The sequence below is a fragment of the Paramagnetospirillum kuznetsovii genome, from assembly GCF_003284725.1.
In the GTDB taxonomy this organism is placed as follows: Bacteria; Pseudomonadota; Alphaproteobacteria; order Rhodospirillales; family Magnetospirillaceae; genus Phaeospirillum; species Phaeospirillum kuznetsovii.
Map to the genome: position 1 here is coordinate 18,103 of NZ_PGTO01000014.1, position 19,251 is coordinate 37,353.

A 19,251-nucleotide genomic window follows, 5' to 3' on the forward strand; every position below is an offset into this window, starting at 1 on the left:
TTTGCCCCGCTCCGATTGCCCAAGTTATATTACACATACACTAAGTATGTCAAGTTTTCTGTATCACGACATGCGAGCAAGCGAGCTGAATGGCCCGGAAATCTTGGGGAATACCCACACAGATAATGTCACAATCCTCCATGACAGACAGCCATGAGAGCCTGGTCGTTTGTGATAGAAAAGGCAGAGGATTCCATCCGAATCGACTTGGTCGATTACAGCAATTCAGTACCGTTTTACTGATTAATGGGGCGGACGGCTATAAAAACCGCTCGACCTCGGCCATGGCCAGCGGCACCGCCGCCTCGACCTCGGGCGACATCAGCTCGCCGCCGGATCGGCCGCCGCTTTCGATCCCCACCAGAGCCAGAAGCTTGGGCAGCCTTCCGGCCTTCCGCGCCTTGGCGAGGTCTGCGACCAGATCAGGGGCCATGGATTTGGGAAATGCCGCCTCGGGAAGATCGGCGGCAATGCCATCGAACACCCGCACGGTGCCTGCCGGGGTTCCCGAATGGGTGGCGCTGATCAGAACCACCCGGTCATAGTCAAGCCAAAGCCCCGACAGATCGCCGCCCTGGCCGTCATGGACCAAGACATCGAGGCCGATGCGTCGCATATTGGCGGCGACGGCCGGGCCCGCGCCGTCATCGCCATTGGACGACACGCCGATGCCGATGACCAGGGCGCGGCTCATGATTCGGCGAACCAGCGGCTGAAAAAGCTATCGTCACCCTCTTCGCGCAAATTCATGGTCGGCGCCCCCGCGTCGTCGATCAGCTCCATGTCCCGCAACCAGCGCACCACCTTGCGGAAATGAGCGATATTATGAAGGCTGATGCCGCCTTCCAGCCAGTTCTGCTCCAGGAAGGCCAGGACGGCGGGCTGGCCCAGTTCGGCCTCCCACAGAATGCCCAGCAGCGAGCACAGGCCCTCTTCCACGTCGCGTTCGGGCAGGTACAGCGACTGGACCGCGTCGGCCTCGGCCTTGCGGCCGCTTTCCGGTCCGGCCCCCAGGCCGAAATCCAGCACGGCGCGCCGCTCCGGCGCCGCCAGTTGGTAATGCGCCACCTCGTGGATCAGCACGCTGGGTTCGAGACGAACCGCCACCGACTCGCCGTCCCAGGTGAAATGCTCCTGCGGCGACAGGTCCAGAATGCCGAAGCCGAACCGGCGGCACAGATCGACCGCCCCCTCATGGTGATCCGAATCGGTGGACAAGGTCAGCAGGTCGCCGTCGGGGATGACGGCGGTAATGCGGCGAAACACCGCGCGGGCCAGCGGATCGGGAGCCAGCGCCGAATCGAACTCGGCCCGCAGCCCGCTCAGGATGGTGTGATCGATGGGCGTCAAAATCATGCCGGGGTATTTACCCGATCCTGACGAAATCGTCCAGCCACCCTTGACCCGAACGACGGCGGCGGGCTAAACGAAGCATCCATTTCTCAAGGACATCGCGCATGGACAGGATCCGCATCATCGGCGGGACGCCGCTCAAGGGCACCATCACCATCGGCGGCGCCAAGAACGCCGCGCTTGCCCTGATGCCGGCCTGCCTGCTGACCGACGAGACCCTGTCGCTGGCCAATCTGCCCCATCTGGTGGACATCACCACCATGGCCAATCTGCTGGCCCAGCACGGCGTCGGCATGATCCTCAATGGCGACGCCGCCAATGGCGGCCATACCGGACGCGTGCTGGAACTGACCGCCGCCGAGATCACCAACACCACCGCGCCCTATGATCTGGTGCGCAAGATGCGCGCCTCGGTTCTGGTGCTGGGGCCGTTGCTGGCCCGCTGCGGCCAGGCCCGCGTCAGCCTGCCCGGCGGCTGCGCCATCGGCACCCGGCCGGTGGACCTTCACCTCAAGGCGCTGGAGCAGATGGGCGCGGTGATCGAGTTGGAAGAGGGCTATATCGTCGCCCATGTAAGGGGACGCCTGAAGGGCGCCCATATCATCTTCCCGCAGGTCACCGTGGGCGGCACCGAGAACATCTTGATGGCCGCCAGCCTTGCCGAGGGCGAGACCGTGATCGCCAACGCCGCGCGCGAGCCGGAAGTGGCCGATCTGGCCCACTGCCTCGTCGCCATGGGGGCCAAGATCGAGGGCATCGGGTCCGGCACCCTTCACATCCAAGGCGTCGATCGCCTGCACGGCGCGCACTATTCCGTGGTGCCCGACCGCATCGAGACCGGCTCTTACGCCGTTGCCGCCGCCATCACGCGGGGTGATATCGAATTGGTGGGAGCCCGCTTCGACCTGATGGAATCGGTCAACACCATCTTGACCGAATGCGGCGTGCTGGTGGAAGAAACCCCGCGCGGCATGCGGGTCTGCGCCGAAGGCCGCGACATCGCGGGCGTCGATATCATGACGGAGCCCTATCCCGGCTTCCCCACCGACATGCAAGCGCAGTTGATGGCGTTGATGTCGACCTCGTCGGGCGCCTCCATGATCACCGAGACCATCTTCGAGAACCGCTTCATGCATGTGCCGGAAATGACCCGCATGGGGGCGCGCATCAACGTCCATGGCGCCTCGGCCATCGTGCGCGGCTCGGCCAAGCTGTCGGGCGCCCAGGTCATGGCCACCGATCTGCGCGCCTCGGTGTCGCTGATCCTGGCGGGCCTCGCCGCCGAGGGCGAGACCATCGTCAACCGCGTCTATCACCTGGATCGCGGCTACGAGCGGGTCGAGGAAAAGCTGGCGGCCTGTGGTGCCCGGATCGAGCGGCTGAAAGCCACGGCGGCGGAGTAGAACCGCCTGTCGTTTGATGTGACCCGCAGGCGGGCGAGACGCCCGCGCTCCGAACGACGCGCTATGCGTGTCCCGGCCGCTTAGTGGTGGAGCATCCCCCACAGCTTGGCGATCACCCCGAACTTCCACAGCAGCGCCACGGCCCCCACCAATACGGCCATGGTGATGAGCTTGCCCCAGGGCGGCTGCTTTTCCGCATAGGGATCCTTCAGCGAGCGCACGGCGCCTTCGGGCAGCTTGGCCAGATGGGTCAACGCGGTGCCGAACGGAATATTGATGCGGGCATGGGTATTCACCGCCCAGCCGTTGGCGTCCAGGATCGGCCCCAGATTGCGCTGATGCAGCTTGAACGAGGCGATCAGCATGCTCGGCCCTGAAATGGCCAGCAGCACGCCCAGCAGCGCCAGCGGAATCTGCCACCACGGCAGCGACAGGAACCCGGTCACCATGGAGGCCACCGCCGTGCCGATGGCGCCCACCGCCAGACCCAGGGCGGCGAAGATACCGGCGAAGCGCCCGGCATCGAAGGGGGGCGGTGGAACCGGGGCCGGAGGATGGGCCGCGGCGGCAACCGGCGGCTTCGCGGGAACGACGGCCGCTGGGGCCGGGGCGGCGGCGTGCGTCGGAATCAGCACCGCCACCGGGGCGGGAGTCTCGGCGGCCTTGGCGGCGGCGAATTTCTCCGCCTGCTGCGCCACCAGCTTGCTGACCTTCTTGTAAGGCGCCCAGAACGACTGACGGATGCTGATGGGATGGTCGATGATGCGCACCACATTGGCATCCCAGTCGCCGCCCTTGCGGTCGTAGAACACACCGTTGCGCCCCACCATCAGCTGGTCGGAATCGCCGTCGGTGACGGCGGCGGCGATGAACATCTTCTCGGCCGCGTCGCCGCCGCGCCGGGTGCATTCGCAATAGACCAGGTAAATACGGCTCAGGGTTGCGATGGGGGCGTGCTTGGCGGGGTCTTCGACCCGGACGCACAATTCGCACGAACGCCCGTCCAGGAACAGGGTTCCCGCCTGGAACACCGCCTTGTGCTTGCGGGTATAGAAGTCGCGGAAGGCGACGAAGTTGTTCAGCAAGGTGACCAGATCGCGGCAGAAGCGCAATAGCCGATCCACCGAGGCGATGGCCTTGGCCTCGGCCTCCAGCGCCAGATCCTTTTCGATCAGATCGAGGATGGCGGCCTGCGCCCCCGATTCCGTCACCTCGGCGATGCGCGCCTTGCCGAGAGCGGCCACCGGCCCTTGGGGCATCTCGGCCCGCCACGCGGTCCAGGCGGCGAAGCGCTCCTTGATGGCGGCCCAGTCCTCGGCCGACAGCGCCTGGCGCTCGCCCAGCAGCGGCACCACCACCTTGAGGCGAAACAGCTCCATGGCCGCCGCCCAAGCCGGATTGCAGCCCAGCCCCAGCGGCAGCGAGCCTCCCGCCACCACCTCGGCCAGCGGGAAGGAGATCAGCCCCTCTTCCGCCGAAGACAGCAGACGATGCGACACCGCCACCCAGTCTTCTTCCGAACGGTTGAGCGGACCGACCGCCCGGGGATCGAAGGCGGCCAGGGCGGAACGGGTGAACCAATCCTCCACCTTGGCGACCACCGCCGATAGGGCCGTCGCCGCGTCCTCGGTCGCCTCGCCCAGGGGGGTCAGCGCCGCATCGGCCTCGGCCTTGGCCGCCCAGGCGTTGAACACCTCGGCATCGGCGAAGAAGGCCTCCACCTTGTCCTTGGAGACGCCGTCCAGGCCGCTGCGGTCCAATTCGCCGCCCAGGCAGGCGATGATGTCCTCGATCACCGAGCGCACCGCCGGATCATCGACGATATCGGGCGGAACGATGCCGTCGCCGTTGAAGTCGTTGGCGGCGAACACTTCTTCCACCCCGGCCACATCGGCCATGGTGATGGCTTCGGCGCCCGCCTTGCCGCTTTTGGCCAGAATGCGCCGCGCCGCCGCCAGAACCGCCTTGCCCTCGTCCTTGCCGTCGTCGATGGCGTCCAGCGGCAGTGAATCCTCGCGCCGCAGCAAGATGTCGGGAGTCTTCAAAAGATTGCAGGCCCAATCCACCGCCGCGATGACCTCGCCCGCCCGGACGCGGCCGTCCTTGTCGCTGTCGATGATGTCCAGCGTGCGGGCATCGATCTCGATGCCACGGGTGGGGCAACTGAGCGCCGCCCACAGCTTCTGGTCCAGCTTGCCCAGCGAGGCCACCGCATGGCCGGTATCGAGCCGAACCTGATCGAAGCCGCCCGCCCGGAAGAACTTCCAATGGGCCTCGTGCCCCGCCTCGCCGTGTTCCGTCGTCATGGAAGCTCCCCCCTGTCGCTATCATCGAAGCCGATGATGCCCGAAGTGGGGGAAAAGGGAAGTTACCTTCTGTTACGCCCGGCCGAACGCCCGACATCGCGGTGTTACGGACTCGTGATTGAATATCGTCATGGATCGAGAAGATCGACAGGAGGTCGCCATGAAGACCACTTTCAAAATCCTCACCTGCCTCGCCATCGCCGCCGTTTTCGGCACCGCCGCCTTGGCCGCCGATCCGCCGACTCCGCAAAGCTTTACGCCCGGCTGGCGTCACGAGCAGATGATCCAGGCCCAGAAGGACGGAAATTTCGGCCCCGGCATGATGATGCGGGCGGGATACGGCCCCGGCCAGGGGCGCGGCCGGATGGCCGCCGCCCTGGGGCCCGACGGCAAGATCGACCCCACCAAGCTGCCCGAGGGCTGCCCATTCCGCGATCAGGCGGCCACGCCCGCCAAGTAAATTCTCCCTTTCCCAGCGGGAGAGGGGCGGGGTGAGGGAGAGTCGCGTCATCACAACCGACGTTTTCGCGGACGCTTTCCCCCCTCACCCGGCCTTCGGCCACCCTCTCCCTCAGGGAGAGGGACTTTATTCATCCCCCACCCCCTGCTTGACAGCGGGGGGTGGGGCTCTGATGCTGTCCCTATTCGAGTTTTGGGAGAGCATCATGCGCCGCCTGTTCGCCGCCCTGGCCCTGACCATGGTGCTGATCCGCCCGGCGGCGGCCAAGGATGAATTGGTGATCGGCATCACCCAATTCCCCGCCACCTTGAATCCGTCCATCGAATCCATGCTGGCCAAGACCTATGTCCTGGCCTTCGCCCACCGGCCGATCACCGCCTATGACGCGTCGTGGCATTTGACCTGCCTGCTGTGCGAAACCGTCCCCACCCTGGAAAACGGCCAGGCCAAGGTCGAGCAACTGCCCGGCGGCAAGAAGGGAATCGCCGTCACCTACACCCTGCGGGCCGATGCCAAATGGGGCGACGGCCATCCCATCACCAGCGAGGACGTGGTGTTCAGTTGGCAGGTGGGGCGTCACCCCCAATCGGGCGTGGCCAGCGCCGAGCTGTTCCGCCGCATTTCCACCGTGACGGTCAAGGACGCCCGCAGCTTCATCCTTCATATCGACCGCGTCACCTTCGACTACAACGCCATCAACGATCTGCGGCTGCTGCCCGCCCATATCGAGCGCCCGCGCTTCGACGGCGCGGCGGCGGAGTACCGCAACCGCACCGCCTATGACCAGGATTCCACCAATCCGGGCCTGTATAACGGCCCCTACCGCATCGCCCAGGTGGTCCAGGGCAGTCATGTGGTGTTGGAACCCAACGCCCAATGGAGCGGCCGCAAACCCGCGTTCAAGCGCATCGTGGTCAAGGCCGTCGAGAACACCGCGTCCTTGGAAGCCAATCTGCTGTCGGGCGATATCGACATGATCGCGGGCGAGCTGGGCCTGCCGCTGGAACAGGCCTTGGCGTTCGAGAAGCGCAACGGCGCCCGCTTCGCCGTCGTCACCAAGCCCAGCCTGACCTATGAGCATCTCGATCTGAATCTGGGCTCCCCCATCCTGGCCGAGCGGAATCTGCGCCAGGCCCTGCTGCTGGGCCTCGACCGCGAAAGCCTGACCAAGCAGCTGTTCGACGGCCGCCAGCCGGTGGCCCATTCCATGGTGCCGCCGCTGGACTGGGTGCATGCCACCGACATCGCCCCATACAAGTTCGACCCCGCCAAGGCCGCCGCCCTGCTGGACGAAAGTGGTTGGAAGCGCGGCCCCGGCGGCATAAGGGTCAATGCCAAGGGCGACAAGCTGTCGCTGGAACTGGTCACCACCGCAGGCAACCGGTCGCGCGAACTGGTGGCCCAGGTGCTGCAAGCCCAATGGCGCAAGCTGGGCATCGATCTGCGCCTCCGGACCGAACCGCCCCGCGTGCTGTTCGGCGAAACGGTCACCAAGCGCAAGTTCCCCCATATGGCCATGTTCGCGTGGTATTCGGCGCCCGAGAACGTGCCCCACTCGACCCTGCATTCCGACGCCATCCCCAAGGCGGAGAATAGCTGGTCGGGCCAGAACTATACCGGCTATGCCAATCCCGCCATGGACCGGCTGATCGAGTCCATCGAAACCGAGCTGGACCGCACCAAGCGCAAGGCCCTGTGGCGTGAACTGCAGGCGCTCTACGCCGCCGACCTGCCCGCCTTGCCGCTGTATTTCAAGGCGGATGCCTTCATCCTGCCCAAGGCGTTGAAGGGACTGGTCCCTACCGGCCACCAGGATCCTTCGCCGTATTGGGTGGAGAACTGGCGGTGGGAGTAATTCTCTTCCGCCTGATTCAATCGGCGGCGGTGCTGCTGGTCATGTCCTTCGTGGTTTACGGCCTGATGGGGCTGATGCCGGGCGATCCCATCGACCTGATGATCGCCGGAGACCCCCACCTGTCCGCCGCCGACGCCGTGCGGCTGAAGGCGCTGTACGGGTTGGACAAGCCGTGGACGGAACGCTGGCTGCGCTGGCTGGGCCGCATCCTCCAGGGCGAATTGGGCTATTCCCGCCTTTATGCCCGCCCGGTGGCCGAGGCCATGGCGCCCGCCTTGGTCAATACCGCCACCCTGATGGCCGCCAGCCTCTGTCTCGCCCTTACCGTCGCCTTGCCGCTGGGCATCGCCGCCAGTCTGCGGCCCGGATCCTGGCTGGACCGCTTCACCACCCTGATCTCGGTGGCATCGGTGTCGGTGCCGGTGTTCTGGCTGGGACTGATGCTGATCGTGGTCTTCGCCGTCAAGCTGGCCTGGCTGCCCGCCGGAGGCATGGCCGAGGTGACGTCGGGCGGCGGCGGCAGGCTGGCCCATCTCGTCTTGCCGGTCTCCGCCCTCGCCCTGGCCGGTATCGGTCAATACGCCAGGCACATGCGCGCCGCCATGATCGGCGAGGCCAGCGCCGATTACATGCGCACGGCGCGGGCCAAGGGCTGCTCACCCCGCCGCGTGGTTCTGCATCACCAGTTGCGCAACGCCCTGATCCCCATCACCACCATCGTGGCCTTGGAGCTGGGCGGCCTGTTCTCCGGCGCCCTGATCACCGAGACGGTGTTCGCCTGGCCGGGCATGGGCCGCCTGATCTACGAGGCGGTGATGGGCAATGATTTCAATCTGGCGCTGTCGGGGCTTTTGCTCGCCACCGCCATGACCCTGGGGGGCTCCATCCTGGCCGACATCGCCTATTGGCGCCTGGATCCCAGGGTGAGGCACCCATGAGAGCCGGTCTCTTCATCCTCGCCCTAATGATCCTGACGGTTCTGTTCGGCCCCATGGCGCTGCCCGAGCCCGATGCGCTGGACCTTGGCGCCCGCTTCGCCGAACCGTCGTGGGAACACCTGTTGGGCACCGACGAGCTGGGCCGCGACCTCGCCGCCCGCCTTCTCCAGGGAGGCCGCGTGTCGCTGACGGTGGCCGCCGTCACCGCCGTGCTGGCGGCACTGATCGGCACCCTGGTCGGCATGGTCGCCGGTTATCACGGCGGCTTCTTGGATGCCGCCCTGATGCGCCTGACCGACGGCGTCATGGCCTTGCCGCTGCTGCCGTTGTTGATCGTTCTGGCCGCCGCCGATCCGGCCAAGCTGGGCATCGATGCCGATATGGCCGGATCGGAAGGCTTCGCGGTGGCGCGGCTGGCCGTCATCATCGCCTGCGTCGGCTGGACCACGGTGGCGCGGCTGGTGCGGGGCTCTACCCTATCGGTGCGATCCCGCGACTATGTGCGGGCGGCGGTGGCGGCCGGGGCGACGCCGTCGCGCATCATGCTCCGCCACATCCTGCCCAATGTGGCATCGCCCATGGTGGTGGCCACCACCCTGTCGGTGGGCAACATCATCCTGATCGAAAGCGCGCTGTCCTTCCTGGGGCTCGGCATCCGGCCGCCGCTGGCGTCCTGGGGCAATATGCTGACCGGCGCCATGGACGTGGTGTGGAGCGCCCCAGCCCTGGCCGTCTGGCCGGGCGCCGCCATCCTGGTGGCTGTCCTGGCGTTCAATCTGGTGGGCGACGGCCTTCAGAAGGCTCTGGACCCTAAGTCTTCCACTTGATGGAACAGCCCATGCTGGCGATCTGGCGCTCGGGGCCTTGGCCGGTCTCGGCGACCAGCCGCATGGCGTCGACCAGTTCGCGCCGCGCATCGGGACCGGCGGGCAGACGACCCGAGGAATCCAGGCGGCCGCGATAGCGCAGGCCCAGCCCGGAATCGAAGCCGAAAAAGTCCGGCGTGCACACCGCGCCATAGGCCCGCGCCACATCCTGGCTTTCATCATGAAGATAGGGAAAAGCCAATCCGTGCCGCTGGGCGAACATCTTCATGGCGTCGAATGAGTCGTCGGGATATTGAACGGCATCATTGGAATTGATGGCCACGACGCCGATTCCCATGGCTGTCAGCTCGGCGGCATCGCGCACCAGGCGATCGATGATGGCCTGCACATAGGGGCAATGATTGCAGATGAAGGCCACCAGAAGGCCTTTGTCCCCGACCGCATCGGCCAAACGCCATGACCGCCCGTCGATACCGGGCAACACGAAATCCGGGGCCGTCCAACCCACATCGCACAAAGGCGTTTCCACTGCCATCGCTGGCCTCCATGACTGGGCAGAATATGCCCATTGATTCCACCGCCCTCGAGTCTCACAATATTGTGGAAATGAGGTCAAGGATCATAGAAATGATCGTGCGGCGTGCGAATTTGGCGATGGTTCTTCTGCTTTGCGGCTGCGGATTCATGTCCTCGGGCGGGATCGTGACGGCGCCCAAGCCACTCCCCAATCCCTATACATTCTTCCAGTTGGAAGCCCTAAGCCTCATCAACACCCACAAGACGGTGGGCGATCACATCATCGGCTGGATCTACGACAAGGATTGCTCGACCCCGCGGGCCGAAAGGGGCGAGGATTATTGCCGCGACTTCCCTGGACGACCGGCGCCGCCGCAGCAGGTCTATTGCTACGCCTCGCTGGGGCGGCCCAGTTGCTTTTCCCAGCCCTACAACGAAGGCAACGACCATTTGATCGGATTCGTGCCTGCTTCGACGCCGATCCGTTAGCGAGGGCGCGGAATGGCGACTCTGGTCCGCATGGCTGACTATCGTGCGAGACCCGCCTTCGTTCAATTCGAACGCGCTGAACTTTGCCTGTTGCTGGCGCTGTACGCGGGGCGCGTGGCGGCGGGCGAGTGGCGGGACTACGCCATTGATCTGGGCGCCGATCAGGCCGTATTCTCGGTCTTTCGGCACACTCGGGAGCGCCCCCTGTTCACCATCGCGAAGGAGCCGCGGAAACAGGCGTGGGTTGTTCGCTCGGGTGGTCGCGAATTGGCACGCTCCGATTCTCTCGCGGACGTGCTGACGGCCGTGCAGCAAAAACCCAGACCCGTGTGATCCCATATATGCCATCAATGCCGCGCACGCTTATCTTGTACATGGGATCATTCCTGCTGGCGGGCGGATTGATGGCCTGCGCCGATGCTCCCCCCCCTTCCGCCACGGCCCGCCTTGCCGCCGATGCTGGCACTCCGTCGTCCGAGGTCGAAGATGACGAGCGCGAGGAGTTTCAGCAGGAAATTCTGTCCGATATCGAGAAGGTCGACACCTTCCTGCAAAAGACGCAGCGCGGGGTCAATCTGTCCGAATTCACCCTGGGCTGGTTCGCCATGATCCTGATCAACGAATTATGCGCCCAGGACCAAGACCTCTACGACCATGTCCATGCCGAGGGCCGCAACGTCGAGCTCTATCTGCGCGGCCCCTTCCAAGCCAACCCAAAGGGTGAAATAGCGACCTTGGCAATCTTGGCCCGCAAGAGCAATGCGCCCATCCGTCTGGCCGCCCGGCACGCCTTGCAGAGCCTGACCACCATCCCGGACAGCCGCGACTCGGCCGAACGGCAGGAACGCAGCCGCGCCGATCTCTATGCCGCCCTGACCAAGCTGAAGTTGGAACTGACCCGGGTCGCCAAGGAAGCGATGGCGACGAAAGCCAATCCATAGTCTTGGGAATTAAGAAGGAGAGGGAGCGTTTGGGGGTCGCTCCCTCTCCAAGCCCCTTCGCGGCACTGGGGTTCGGGGATGGCCACGAAGGAACCTTCTGATGTGGCGCCGAGGGGAGAACGTTGGGGGCGTTCTCCCCTCTTTCGATTCCACCCGCGGTCTTGGGGTTCGGGGATGACCGCGAATGGACCGCGCCACGAGGCTCAGGCTGCTTTCGCCTCCTGATCCACGTTCTCACCGGACCGATCCAGAGGCAGGGAGAAGCCAAAGCGGCTTCCACGGCCAATCTCCGATTCGACCCAGACTTCTCCGCCCATGCGTTCGACCAGACGGCGCACCACCGCCAGTCCCATGCCGATCCCACCGTTCGCGGAAATGGCGGCATCATGCGGGCGGTAGAATACCTCGAACATTTTGGCGACCCGGCCTGCCTCGACGCCGATTCCATTGTCACGGACGGTGAATTTCGCCATGCCGTGATCACGAACCGCCGAAACATGAAGGACCGGCCGCCGCTGATCGGCGCGGAAGCGCACGGCATTGTCGAGCAGTTGAACGAATATCTCGACCAGCGACGGCTGGTCGGCGATCACATCGGGCAACGGATCCACCACCAAGACCACATCCGATAAGGCCAGGACATCGGACAGGCGCCTGCGCGCCACCATCACGGATTCCGTGGCCGAGACACCTACGTCGGTTCGCGCCGCGCTATCAACGGTCACGAAGGCGCGCAGACCGCTGATCAAGGCCTTCATGCGCCGGGCACCATCGACCACATGGGCGAGATAGAGCTTGGCTTCCTCGTCCTCGCGCCCGCGTCCTTGTGCTTCCAACAACTGGGCATACGCGACCATGCGCCGCAGCGGTTCTTGCAGGTCGTGGGCGGCGATGTCGCCGATCCGCTCTAAATCAGCCACGTGACGGCGCAGCCGACCACGGCATTCGGCCAATTCCGCCTCGCGTGTCCTCAGGTCTGCCGCCAGACGCCGCTGGCCGCGAATGCTGATGGCCAAGGCCAGCACGACACCGCAGCTTAGGGCCAGCACAAGCAGGACAAAGCCGGTCCGAGCGATTTCGATCATATTGGGAAACGCCGCCAGCGATTCCGTGAACAGTTCTTGCAGCGAATTGGTCTTCCACCAGACGCCGCCCCAGCCGATCATCACCGCCACGGCGCCGAACAACGGCAGCAGGCTTGCAAAGCCGCCGTCCTCATAGCGCCCAACCGAGGAAATTCGTCTCGTCACAATGCTGACCGTCCCTGCCGCGTCTCGCCCATCGGCCACATGGCCGACCGGGTGCGAGGCCACTTATACCCTGGCTATGGCAATGGAATTACGGCGGCGGTTGAATTGCCCGCCAATACCCTGTAAATGGACTATGAACACATCTTTGAACCGGAGAATGCGGTGACGGCGAAAGCCCATGTGCTGATCGTGGAAGACGAGCCCGTGACAAGGGCGAAGCTCGCCGCCTATCTGACCGCCGACGGCTTCCAGGTCAGCGAGGCCGCCGATGCCAAGGACATGAAGGCTGCGGTGGCGCGGGCCATTCCCGACGTCGTGCTTCTCGACATCAACCTGCCCGATGAGAGCGGCCTGATTCTCGCCCGCGAGCTGCGCGCCAAATCGTCGGTCGGCATCATTCTGGTGACGGCCCGCCAGGACGAGACCGACCGTATCGTCGGCCTGGAAATCGGCGCCGACGACTACATCACCAAGCCGTTCAATCCCCGCGAATTGGCCGTGCGGGTTCGCAATCTGCAACGGCGCGTGGCCCCCAGCATGGCTGCCGAGCGTTCCGCCACCGGCATCTACTCGTTTGCAGGCTGGCGCCTGGACTGCGATGCCCGACAATTGACCTCGCCGACTGGTGAGGCGGTTCGCCTGACACGGGGTGAATTCGACGTCCTGGCCGCCTTGGCCCGCAATGCCGGCCGCGCCCTGACCCGTGATCAATTGCTGGATCTGACCCAGCATGACGGCGAAGCGGTGATCGATCGCACCATCGACGTCCTGGTCGGTCGCCTTCGCCGCAAGATCGAGGGCGACTCCCGTCATCCCTCCATCATCCTGACCGTGCACGGCGTCGGCTATCGCCTGGTCGGCGGCTGAGCGCGTCAGTTGGAGCGCGGGCGTCTCGCCCGCCTTCGCGGGTCACATCAAGCGACAGGCGGGAGAGTATCGATCTCTATTCAAACGGCTTCAGGGCTTCGGCAAGCGCCGCCATGGAGGCCTGCCATAGGGGCTCCAGGGCCGCGACCATTTCAACGGTCTCGGGGCGCTCTTGGCGCGCCGAATCCTCCAGGCTCCTGCATGCGGCGGCCAATCCTCCCAGATGAAGACTGAAGGCGGCCCCCGCCATGCGATGGGCCAATTGCGCCACTCCGCTCCAGTTGCCGTCGGCGCATTGGGCGATGATGGCGGCGAGGTCGGCCGAAGAGGACCGCTGGAACAAATCGGCCAGCCCAACCATGCGCTCGCGCCCCAAGACTTCCATGTCGGACCCCAGATCGGCGGCGGACAGCAATATGACCGGGCTTTCGCTCCGACGCCCCCATTGCCCCCCTCCCTCGCCCTTCAGCCGGGCCATGACCGCGCCGAAGTCGTCGACCCGGAACGGCTTGGGCAGACAGCCCTTGATTCCCACCTCGCGCCAGCGGTGTTCGTCCTCGCGAACGGGATTGGCCGTCAGAAGATAAATCGGAACCTGCCCAGCCGCGCCGGGCAGGGCGAAAATCGCCTTGGCGGTCTCGATGCCGTCCATTCCCGGCATCCGCATGTCCAACAGGACCACATCGAATTCACCCGCCTGGGCGGCGACCACAGCCTGAAAGCCGTCATTGGCCGCAATCACCGTATGGCCGCGTTGCTCCAGCAGTCCGGCGGCGACCTCTCGGTTGACTTCGTTGTCGTCGACCAGCAGAACCCGACACGGCCCAGCCGAATAGGCGGGGCCATCCTGACCGCGCCGGGGTGCGGCATCGGTGGCCTCTAGCGGCAGGTCCACCCTGAAGGTGCTGCCGCGACCGGGAAGACTGTCGCAGTCGATATTGCCATCCATCAGAACCGCCAACCGGCGGCAGATGGCCAATCCCAGCCCGGTTCCGGCGAAGCGACGGGCGGCGCCGCTGTCGCCCTGCCAGAACTCGGTAAACAAGTTGGGCTTTTCCTCGTCGTCGATGCCGATGCCGGTATCGGACACCGCGAAGCGCAGCCCGCCACGGGCCAGGCGTTCCACCCGTATGGCGACACTGCCGCTATCGGTGAATTTGATGGCATTGCCCACGAGATTGAACAAAATTTGGCGAAGCCGCAGCCGATCTCCCTCGACGGTGCGGGGAATGTCGGCATCGAAGCTGGATGTCAGCGCCAACCCCTTTTCGGCGGCGCGGGCGGCCAGCACCATACGAACTTCTTCCACCGCGTCGATGACGTCGAATGGCTCGTAGTCAAGGCTTAGGCCCTCGGCATCGAGCCGGGCGAAGTCGAGAATATCGTTGACCAGCCCCAGCAGCAATTCGCCCGAGGAAACCAGTGTCTGGGTGAAAGAGCGCTGCCGGTGATCCAGCGGCGTTTCCAGCAGAAGGCGCGCCATGCCGAGAACGCCGTTGAGAGGCGTGCGAATCTCGTGCCCCATCATGGCGAGGAAAACCGACTTTGCCCGCGCCGCCTGCTCGGCGGTGTCGCGGGCCTCGCGCAGGGCTTCCTCGCCCAGCTTACGCTCGATGGCGTAGCGCACGACCCGCGAAAGAATGAAGGCGTCGCCGATCCCCTTGACCAGATAGTCCTGGGCGCCGCGCTTCAAGGCATCAAGGGCGACCGCGTCGTCGTCGTTGCCGGTCAGCACCACCACCGGCAGCCGGGGCGCCGCCTGGGTCAGCCGGTCCAGCGTCGCGATACCGGAGGAATCCGGCAGGCCGAGATCGGCCAGGACCACGTCGAAGCCATCGGGATTGGATGCGAGCCGCGCCACCGCCTCGGACAGACGGCCAGTGACCGTGACCTCGAACGGCGTGGCCTTGACCCGGCGCAGCATTTGCCCCACCAAGCGGGCATCGGCGGGGTCGTCTTCCAGCAGGAGGATTCGGATGGGCGAGGTCACTTGGGCAACTGCGCGATGCCGAACCAAAAGTCCTGGATGGAATGAATGGCGGCGGTGAACGCCTCCACATCCATGGGCTTGGACACATAGGAATTCGCGCCCAGCATATAGGCCGTCTTGATGTCGCGCTCCGCCCCGGAGGTGGATAGGATCACCACCGGAATCATGCGCAAAAGGCTGTCTGCCTTTATCTCCTCCAAGACTTCATGACCGTTGCGGCCGGGAAGATTGAGATCCAGCAAGATCAGATCGGGACGCGGCGCGTCGGCATGGCCGACCTGTCGACGCAGAAAGGCCATGGCCTCCTGCCCATCCATCACATGATGCAATCGACATAAATGATGTGAGCGGCGAATCGCGATCTTGACGAGCCCAGCGTCGCCGCTGTCATCCTCGATCAGCAGAACGTCGCGCGTATCCTTTTCCCCCAATTGAATCCCCGATCAAGCGATAGCCCCCCGCCCCGAGGTTGTATCAATTCCCTCTAAATCGCAAGCGGAACCTCGGAAGGCTCTATTACCTTCGGCCAAGTAAACGACAGGGATGCCCCTTCGCCGTCGGAGGGCTCCACCCAAATGGTTCCGCCGTGCCGTTCGACGATTTTCTTGGCGATGGCCAATCCGACACCGGTCCCGTCGAATTCATTGCGGGCATGAAGGCGTTGAAAAATCCCAAAGACCCGTTCGGCATGTTCCGCAGGAATGCCGATGCCGTTGTCCGTAACCACGACTTTCCAGGCCTCGCCCAGATCCTTGCACCCCACTTCGATAAGCGGCGGGCGGTCCGGGCTGCGATATTTAACCGCGTTGCCGATCAGGTTCTGGAACAATCGTTCCAGTTCGCTTTCATCGCCGAGAACGGAGGGCAGTTCGCCGAGAATCCGCACGGCGCCGCCGCTATCCTCGATCTCGAACTGCAGGTCGGCAATGGCGGCATCCAATGCCCTGCACATGGAGACCTGTTTATCCGTGGCAATGCGTCCAACCCGCGAATAGGTGAGCAAGTCGTTGATCAGCCGGTCCATGCGGCGCACGCCGTCACGCACGAAGGCCATGTATTCCTGGGCATCGCCGTTGAGATTGCCCTGCAATTCCTCTTCCATCAGCGAGACGTAGCTGCCCACCACCCGCAGCGGCTGGCGAAGATCATGGGAGGCCACATAGGCGAATTGCTCCAACTCCTCGTTGGAGCGCCACAATTCACGGATCAGCCCGTCCAGTTCGTCTTCCAGGCGCTTTCGCTCGGTCACATCCTGGATGATGGCATCAAGACGAACCGGTACGCCCGCCGCATCCCTGCTGATTTCAGCGCGGCCGTGAACGATCCGGATTTCGCCGCTTGGACGGACGATTCGGAAATTCTTTTCCACCGGCCGCATCGTGGTTCTCACCTGATGAAGGGATGCCTCGACGGCGGCCCTATCGACGGGGTGAATGGTGTCCAGGAACAACTCCTGCGATGGCGCCACTTGACCCGGAACCAGGCCCAGGATGGCGTGGAACTCGCTTGACCAGTGCGACTGACCGCTCTTGAGATCGCGCTCGCCGATTCCCAGCTGTGCCACGCGCTCCGCCTTGGTCAGCAAAGTCTGAAGTCTTTGGTTCGCAGCCGCGTTCGCGCGCAGATGCCAACGGCCGGCCAAAAGCCCGGCGGCCCCACCGATCGACAAGCCAAAGGCCGCCGCCAGCGCCACCGACCACGTGCCGTCCCCGACGACACTCGCCATGGCGACGCCAAGGCCGAGCAGCGCGCCGCACAGCGAGGCCCTCAGCGGCAGTCGGTCATCGCCGAAACGTCCAGATTCATGCCGTGTTTCGATGGTCCGCTTCCTTCCCTTTCGGGACCAGATCCAAGTTAACCGATACCATACTTCCGGCGGATCTGACACCAGTGACAAGCGGCATCTTCCCTCCTATCTTGGCGTACCCGACATTCGCGGAGACTATTGTGCCTCGGCAATACCCGTCCCACCCCCTGCCCGGCGTGCTGGCCCTGATGACGCGCGACGACAGGATCTTGATGGTCCTGCGGGGGAAGGAGCCGGACAAGGGAAAATGGGGCTTTCCTGGTGGACTGGTGGAGTTGGGGGAAACCGTCCTGGCCGCCGCCCTGCGCGAACTGCACGAGGAAACCGGACTGATCGCCGAGGCGGAGGCGGTCATGGACGTCTTCGAGGTCATTACCCCCGACGAAGATGGCCGAATCCGCTACCATTTCGTTCTTAATGTGGTGCGCTGCCACTGGCAATCCGGCGAAGCCGTGGCCGCCGACGACGCCGCCCAAGTGGGATGGTTCAGCCTCGCCGATATCGCCGACCCATTGCTGCCGTGCAGCAGCAATGTGGGCCGATTGGCCCGCATGGCCCTGGCGCAAACGAAAACGGCCGACTGAACAGCCGGCCGTCTCCCAACATCTTTGGCAAATGCTAGCCGCGAGCGGCCCGCTGGCCACCGCCGGGCATGCCCTTGAAGCCGGGCTTGCCGCCCGCCTTGGCGGGACCGCGACCCGGTTGGGCCGGACGCCCGGAACCGTGGGCAGGCTTGCCGCCATTGGCATGCTCGCCATGGGGGTTGTTGCCGCGTCCCTGCTGCGGACGACCCGCCTGGGGATGAGCCTGGGAATGAGCCTGGGGACGCCCCTGGGGCTTGGGCTTGCCGCCAGCGCCACGCGACGCGATATGCGGCGCGTGATAGGCGTGCTCGTAATCGACCGGCACCGCCTGGCGGATGGTCTTTTCGATGGAGCGCAGATACGACACCTCGTCGGCATCGCACAGCGACAGGGCAATGCCGCTGGCACCGGCGCGCGCGGTGCGGCCGATGCGGTGGACATAGCTTTCCGGCTCGTTGGGCAGTTCAAAATTGATCACATGGGTGATGCCGTCCACATCGATACCGCGAGCGGCGATGTCGGTGGCGACCAAGGCGCGGATGCGGCCGTCCTTGAAGTCGGCCAGGGCCTTCTGGCGGGCACCCTGCGACTTGTTGCCATGGATGGCGTCGGACGGAATGCCCGACTTCTCCAGCATCTCGGCGACGCGGTTGGCGCCGTGCTTGGTGCGGGTGAAGATCAGGGCGCGTTCGACGGTCTTGCACGCGAACATCTCGGTCAGCAGGGTCCGCTTGTTCTCGCGGTCCACGAACATCACCTTCTGGTCGATCTTGTCCACGGTGGACGAGACCGGAGTGACCTCGACGCGCACCGGCTGATGCAGGACGCTGTTGGCCAGGCCGACGATGCTATCGGGCATGGTCGCCGAGAACAGAACGGTCTGGCGCGACTTCGGGATCGCCGCGACGATCTTGCGGATGGGCAGGATGAAGCCCATGTCGAGCATGCGGTCGGCCTCGTCGAGCACCAGCACCTCGACCGAGTCGAGGCGGATGGCGCCCTGGTTCATCAGGTCGAGCAGACGGCCGGGCGTGGCCACCAGCACATCGACGCCGCCAGCCATGGTCTTGATCTGGGGAACCATTCCGACGCCGCCGAACACCAGGGCGTGGCGCAGGCGATAATGGCAGCCGTAGGTCTTGAAGCTTTGCCCCACCTGAACCGCCAATTCGCGGGTCGGGGTCAGCACCAGGACGCGGGCGCTCTTGGGCATGGCGCGCTGCTTGATCTGGTCGAGGCGCTGCAGGATCGGCAGCGCGAAGGACGCGGTCTTGCCGGTACCGGTCTGGGCGAGGCCCAGCATGTCCTTGCCCTGGAGCAGGTGGGGAATGGACTGTTCCTGAATCGGGGTCGGAGAAGTATAGCCTTCGGCCTCCAGCGCTTTGAGCAGCGGGGCGTCGAGGCCGAGTTCGGAAAACAAAGTCATAAGGTCTCTTTCATCAACAGGCCGTCACATCCGCGCCAGCCTTCGGGAAGGCAGCGGACGGCAGCGGGGAGAAACCCGCAGGGTGCGGGTTCCGGTCAACCCCTGGACGCGCGGCCATGGGCTATGGGCAAGGGAAAATGAGCTCGGGACCGAAGGCGGGGCATCCCCTAGGAGAGCACCATCGCCGTGCGCGCTGTCGCGAGCAACCGGACGCGAATCATCCGGAGCACGCGGACCCT

19 protein-coding genes are annotated in these 19,251 nt (G+C 64.8%); 10 read left to right on the forward strand and 9 right to left on the reverse strand.

Annotation, left to right across the window (positions count from 1 at the left end):
• Positions 1-259 precede the first annotated feature (259 nt).
• Together CU669_RS15370 and CU669_RS15375 are read right to left on the reverse strand one after the other, a co-directional pair.
• Positions 260-694: a hydrogenase maturation protease gene (locus CU669_RS15370; RefSeq protein ID WP_112146288.1), complete on the reverse strand. Its 435-nt coding sequence runs from the start codon at positions 692-694 to the stop codon at positions 260-262.
• Positions 691-1,356, reverse strand: coding sequence for a hypothetical protein (locus CU669_RS15375; RefSeq protein ID WP_112146290.1), 666 nt, complete (start codon positions 1,354-1,356; stop codon positions 691-693). The genes CU669_RS15370 and CU669_RS15375 overlap by 4 nt, the downstream gene beginning before the upstream one ends.
• 101 nt (positions 1,357-1,457) lie before the next feature.
• Between CU669_RS15375 and murA the strand changes: the two genes are divergently transcribed.
• The gene (gene murA, locus CU669_RS15380; protein WP_112146292.1) at positions 1,458-2,756 is read left to right on the forward strand and encodes a UDP-N-acetylglucosamine 1-carboxyvinyltransferase; all 1,299 of its coding nucleotides are present in this window, start codon (positions 1,458-1,460) and stop codon (positions 2,754-2,756) included.
• An 80-nt stretch (positions 2,757-2,836) separates the two neighbouring features.
• On the opposite strand, the gene CU669_RS15385 is transcribed toward murA, so the two are convergent.
• Positions 2,837-5,062 carry a hypothetical protein gene (locus CU669_RS15385; RefSeq protein ID WP_112146294.1) on the reverse strand — a complete coding sequence of 742 codons (2,226 nt, stop codon included), beginning with the start codon at positions 5,060-5,062 and terminating at the stop codon, positions 2,837-2,839.
• A gap of 160 nt (positions 5,063-5,222) precedes the next feature.
• On the opposite strand from CU669_RS15385, the gene CU669_RS15390 reads away from it, so the two are divergent.
• The 4 genes from CU669_RS15390 to CU669_RS15405 all read left to right on the forward strand — a co-directional run bounded on the left by CU669_RS15390 (position 5,223) and on the right by CU669_RS15405 (position 9,142).
• The gene (locus CU669_RS15390; RefSeq protein WP_112146407.1) at positions 5,223-5,522 is read left to right on the forward strand and encodes a hypothetical protein; all 300 of its coding nucleotides are present in this window, start codon (positions 5,223-5,225) and stop codon (positions 5,520-5,522) included.
• A 205-nt stretch (positions 5,523-5,727) separates the two neighbouring features.
• Positions 5,728-7,377 carry a peptide ABC transporter substrate-binding protein gene (locus CU669_RS15395; RefSeq protein ID WP_112146410.1) on the forward strand — a complete coding sequence of 550 codons (1,650 nt, stop codon included), beginning with the start codon at positions 5,728-5,730 and terminating at the stop codon, positions 7,375-7,377.
• A complete protein-coding gene (locus tag CU669_RS15400) occupies positions 7,368-8,315 on the forward strand; it encodes an ABC transporter permease (protein WP_239988735.1) in 948 nt (315 codons plus the stop codon). Before CU669_RS15395 ends, CU669_RS15400 begins: the two co-directional genes overlap by 10 nt.
• Positions 8,312-9,142 (forward strand): ABC transporter permease, encoded by an 831-nt coding sequence (locus CU669_RS15405; RefSeq protein ID WP_112146296.1) that lies wholly within the window; start codon positions 8,312-8,314, stop codon positions 9,140-9,142. The genes CU669_RS15400 and CU669_RS15405 overlap by 4 nt, the downstream gene beginning before the upstream one ends.
• Here the strand turns inward: CU669_RS15405 and CU669_RS15410 are convergent.
• A complete protein-coding gene (locus tag CU669_RS15410; RefSeq protein ID WP_112146298.1) occupies positions 9,126-9,677 on the reverse strand; it encodes a thioredoxin family protein in 552 nt (183 codons plus the stop codon). The two genes, CU669_RS15405 and CU669_RS15410, sit on opposite strands and share 17 nt — an antisense overlap.
• A 119-nt stretch (positions 9,678-9,796) precedes the next feature.
• Between CU669_RS15410 and CU669_RS15415 the strand changes: the two genes are divergently transcribed.
• Genes CU669_RS15415 through CU669_RS15425 form a run of 3 tightly spaced genes read left to right on the forward strand, consistent with a single transcriptional unit; the run spans position 9,797 to position 11,088 of the window.
• A complete protein-coding gene (locus CU669_RS15415; protein WP_239988736.1) occupies positions 9,797-10,147 on the forward strand; it encodes a hypothetical protein in 351 nt (116 codons plus the stop codon).
• A 12-nt stretch (positions 10,148-10,159) separates the two neighbouring features.
• Positions 10,160-10,480, forward strand: a complete 321-nt coding sequence (locus CU669_RS15420) for a DUF2794 domain-containing protein (protein WP_112146302.1) — start codon at positions 10,160-10,162, stop codon at positions 10,478-10,480.
• A 17-nt stretch (positions 10,481-10,497) separates the two neighbouring features.
• Positions 10,498-11,088 carry a hypothetical protein gene (locus tag CU669_RS15425; RefSeq protein WP_146747752.1) on the forward strand — a complete coding sequence of 197 codons (591 nt, stop codon included), beginning with the start codon at positions 10,498-10,500 and terminating at the stop codon, positions 11,086-11,088.
• 203 nt (positions 11,089-11,291) lie between these two features.
• Here CU669_RS15425 and CU669_RS15430 read toward each other — a convergent pair whose 3' ends face one another.
• A complete protein-coding gene (locus tag CU669_RS15430; protein ID WP_239988737.1) occupies positions 11,292-12,338 on the reverse strand; it encodes a sensor histidine kinase in 1,047 nt (348 codons plus the stop codon).
• A 162-nt stretch (positions 12,339-12,500) separates the two neighbouring features.
• Here CU669_RS15430 and CU669_RS15435 point away from each other — a divergent pair, with 162 nt between their 5' ends.
• Positions 12,501-13,205, forward strand: coding sequence for a response regulator (locus CU669_RS15435; RefSeq protein WP_112146414.1), 705 nt, complete (start codon positions 12,501-12,503; stop codon positions 13,203-13,205).
• A 76-nt stretch (positions 13,206-13,281) separates the two neighbouring features.
• Here CU669_RS15435 and CU669_RS15440 read toward each other — a convergent pair whose 3' ends face one another.
• Genes CU669_RS15440 through CU669_RS15450 form a run of 3 tightly spaced genes read right to left on the reverse strand, consistent with a single transcriptional unit; the run spans position 13,282 to position 16,921 of the window.
• Entirely contained in the window at positions 13,282-15,195 is a 1,914-nt protein-coding gene (locus CU669_RS15440) for a response regulator (protein ID WP_239988738.1), read from the reverse strand.
• A complete protein-coding gene (locus CU669_RS15445) occupies positions 15,192-15,626 on the reverse strand; it encodes a response regulator (RefSeq protein WP_112146306.1) in 435 nt (144 codons plus the stop codon). Before CU669_RS15445 ends, CU669_RS15440 begins: the two co-directional genes overlap by 4 nt.
• 53 nt (positions 15,627-15,679) lie before the next feature.
• Entirely contained in the window at positions 15,680-16,921 is a 1,242-nt protein-coding gene (locus CU669_RS15450; RefSeq protein WP_112146308.1) for a sensor histidine kinase, read from the reverse strand.
• Between the two features lie 221 nt (positions 16,922-17,142).
• Between CU669_RS15450 and CU669_RS15455 the strand changes: the two genes are divergently transcribed.
• On the forward strand, positions 17,143-17,586 hold the full coding sequence (locus CU669_RS15455; RefSeq protein WP_112146310.1) for an NUDIX hydrolase: 444 nt from the start codon (positions 17,143-17,145) through the stop codon (positions 17,584-17,586).
• Positions 17,587-17,620: 34 nt separating this feature from the next.
• Here CU669_RS15455 and CU669_RS15460 read toward each other — a convergent pair whose 3' ends face one another.
• Positions 17,621-19,012: a DEAD/DEAH box helicase gene (locus tag CU669_RS15460; protein WP_112146312.1), complete on the reverse strand. Its 1,392-nt coding sequence runs from the start codon at positions 19,010-19,012 to the stop codon at positions 17,621-17,623.
• Between the last annotated feature and the right edge of the window lie 239 nt (positions 19,013-19,251).

Coding starts and splice junctions, on each gene's coding strand:
- CU669_RS15370 (WP_112146288.1), bottom strand. CDS start 694: ATGAGCCGCGCCCTGGTCATCGGCATCGGCGTGTCGTCCAATGGCGAT.
- CU669_RS15375 (WP_112146290.1), bottom strand. CDS start 1,356: ATGATTTTGACGCCCATCGATCACACCATCCTGAGCGGGCTGCGGGCC.
- murA (WP_112146292.1), top strand. CDS start 1,458: ATGGACAGGATCCGCATCATCGGCGGGACGCCGCTCAAGGGCACCATC.
- CU669_RS15385 (WP_112146294.1), bottom strand. CDS start 5,062: ATGACGACGGAACACGGCGAGGCGGGGCACGAGGCCCATTGGAAGTTC.
- CU669_RS15390 (WP_112146407.1), top strand. CDS start 5,223: ATGAAGACCACTTTCAAAATCCTCACCTGCCTCGCCATCGCCGCCGTT.
- CU669_RS15395 (WP_112146410.1), top strand. CDS start 5,728: ATGCGCCGCCTGTTCGCCGCCCTGGCCCTGACCATGGTGCTGATCCGC.
- CU669_RS15405 (WP_112146296.1), top strand. CDS start 8,312: ATGAGAGCCGGTCTCTTCATCCTCGCCCTAATGATCCTGACGGTTCTG.
- CU669_RS15410 (WP_112146298.1), bottom strand. CDS start 9,677: ATGGCAGTGGAAACGCCTTTGTGCGATGTGGGTTGGACGGCCCCGGAT.
- CU669_RS15415 (WP_239988736.1), top strand. CDS start 9,797: ATGGTTCTTCTGCTTTGCGGCTGCGGATTCATGTCCTCGGGCGGGATC.
- CU669_RS15420 (WP_112146302.1), top strand. CDS start 10,160: ATGGCGACTCTGGTCCGCATGGCTGACTATCGTGCGAGACCCGCCTTC.
- CU669_RS15425 (WP_146747752.1), top strand. CDS start 10,498: ATGCCGCGCACGCTTATCTTGTACATGGGATCATTCCTGCTGGCGGGC.
- CU669_RS15450 (WP_112146308.1), bottom strand. CDS start 16,921: ATGGCGAGTGTCGTCGGGGACGGCACGTGGTCGGTGGCGCTGGCGGCG.
- CU669_RS15460 (WP_112146312.1), bottom strand. CDS start 19,012: ATGACTTTGTTTTCCGAACTCGGCCTCGACGCCCCGCTGCTCAAAGCG.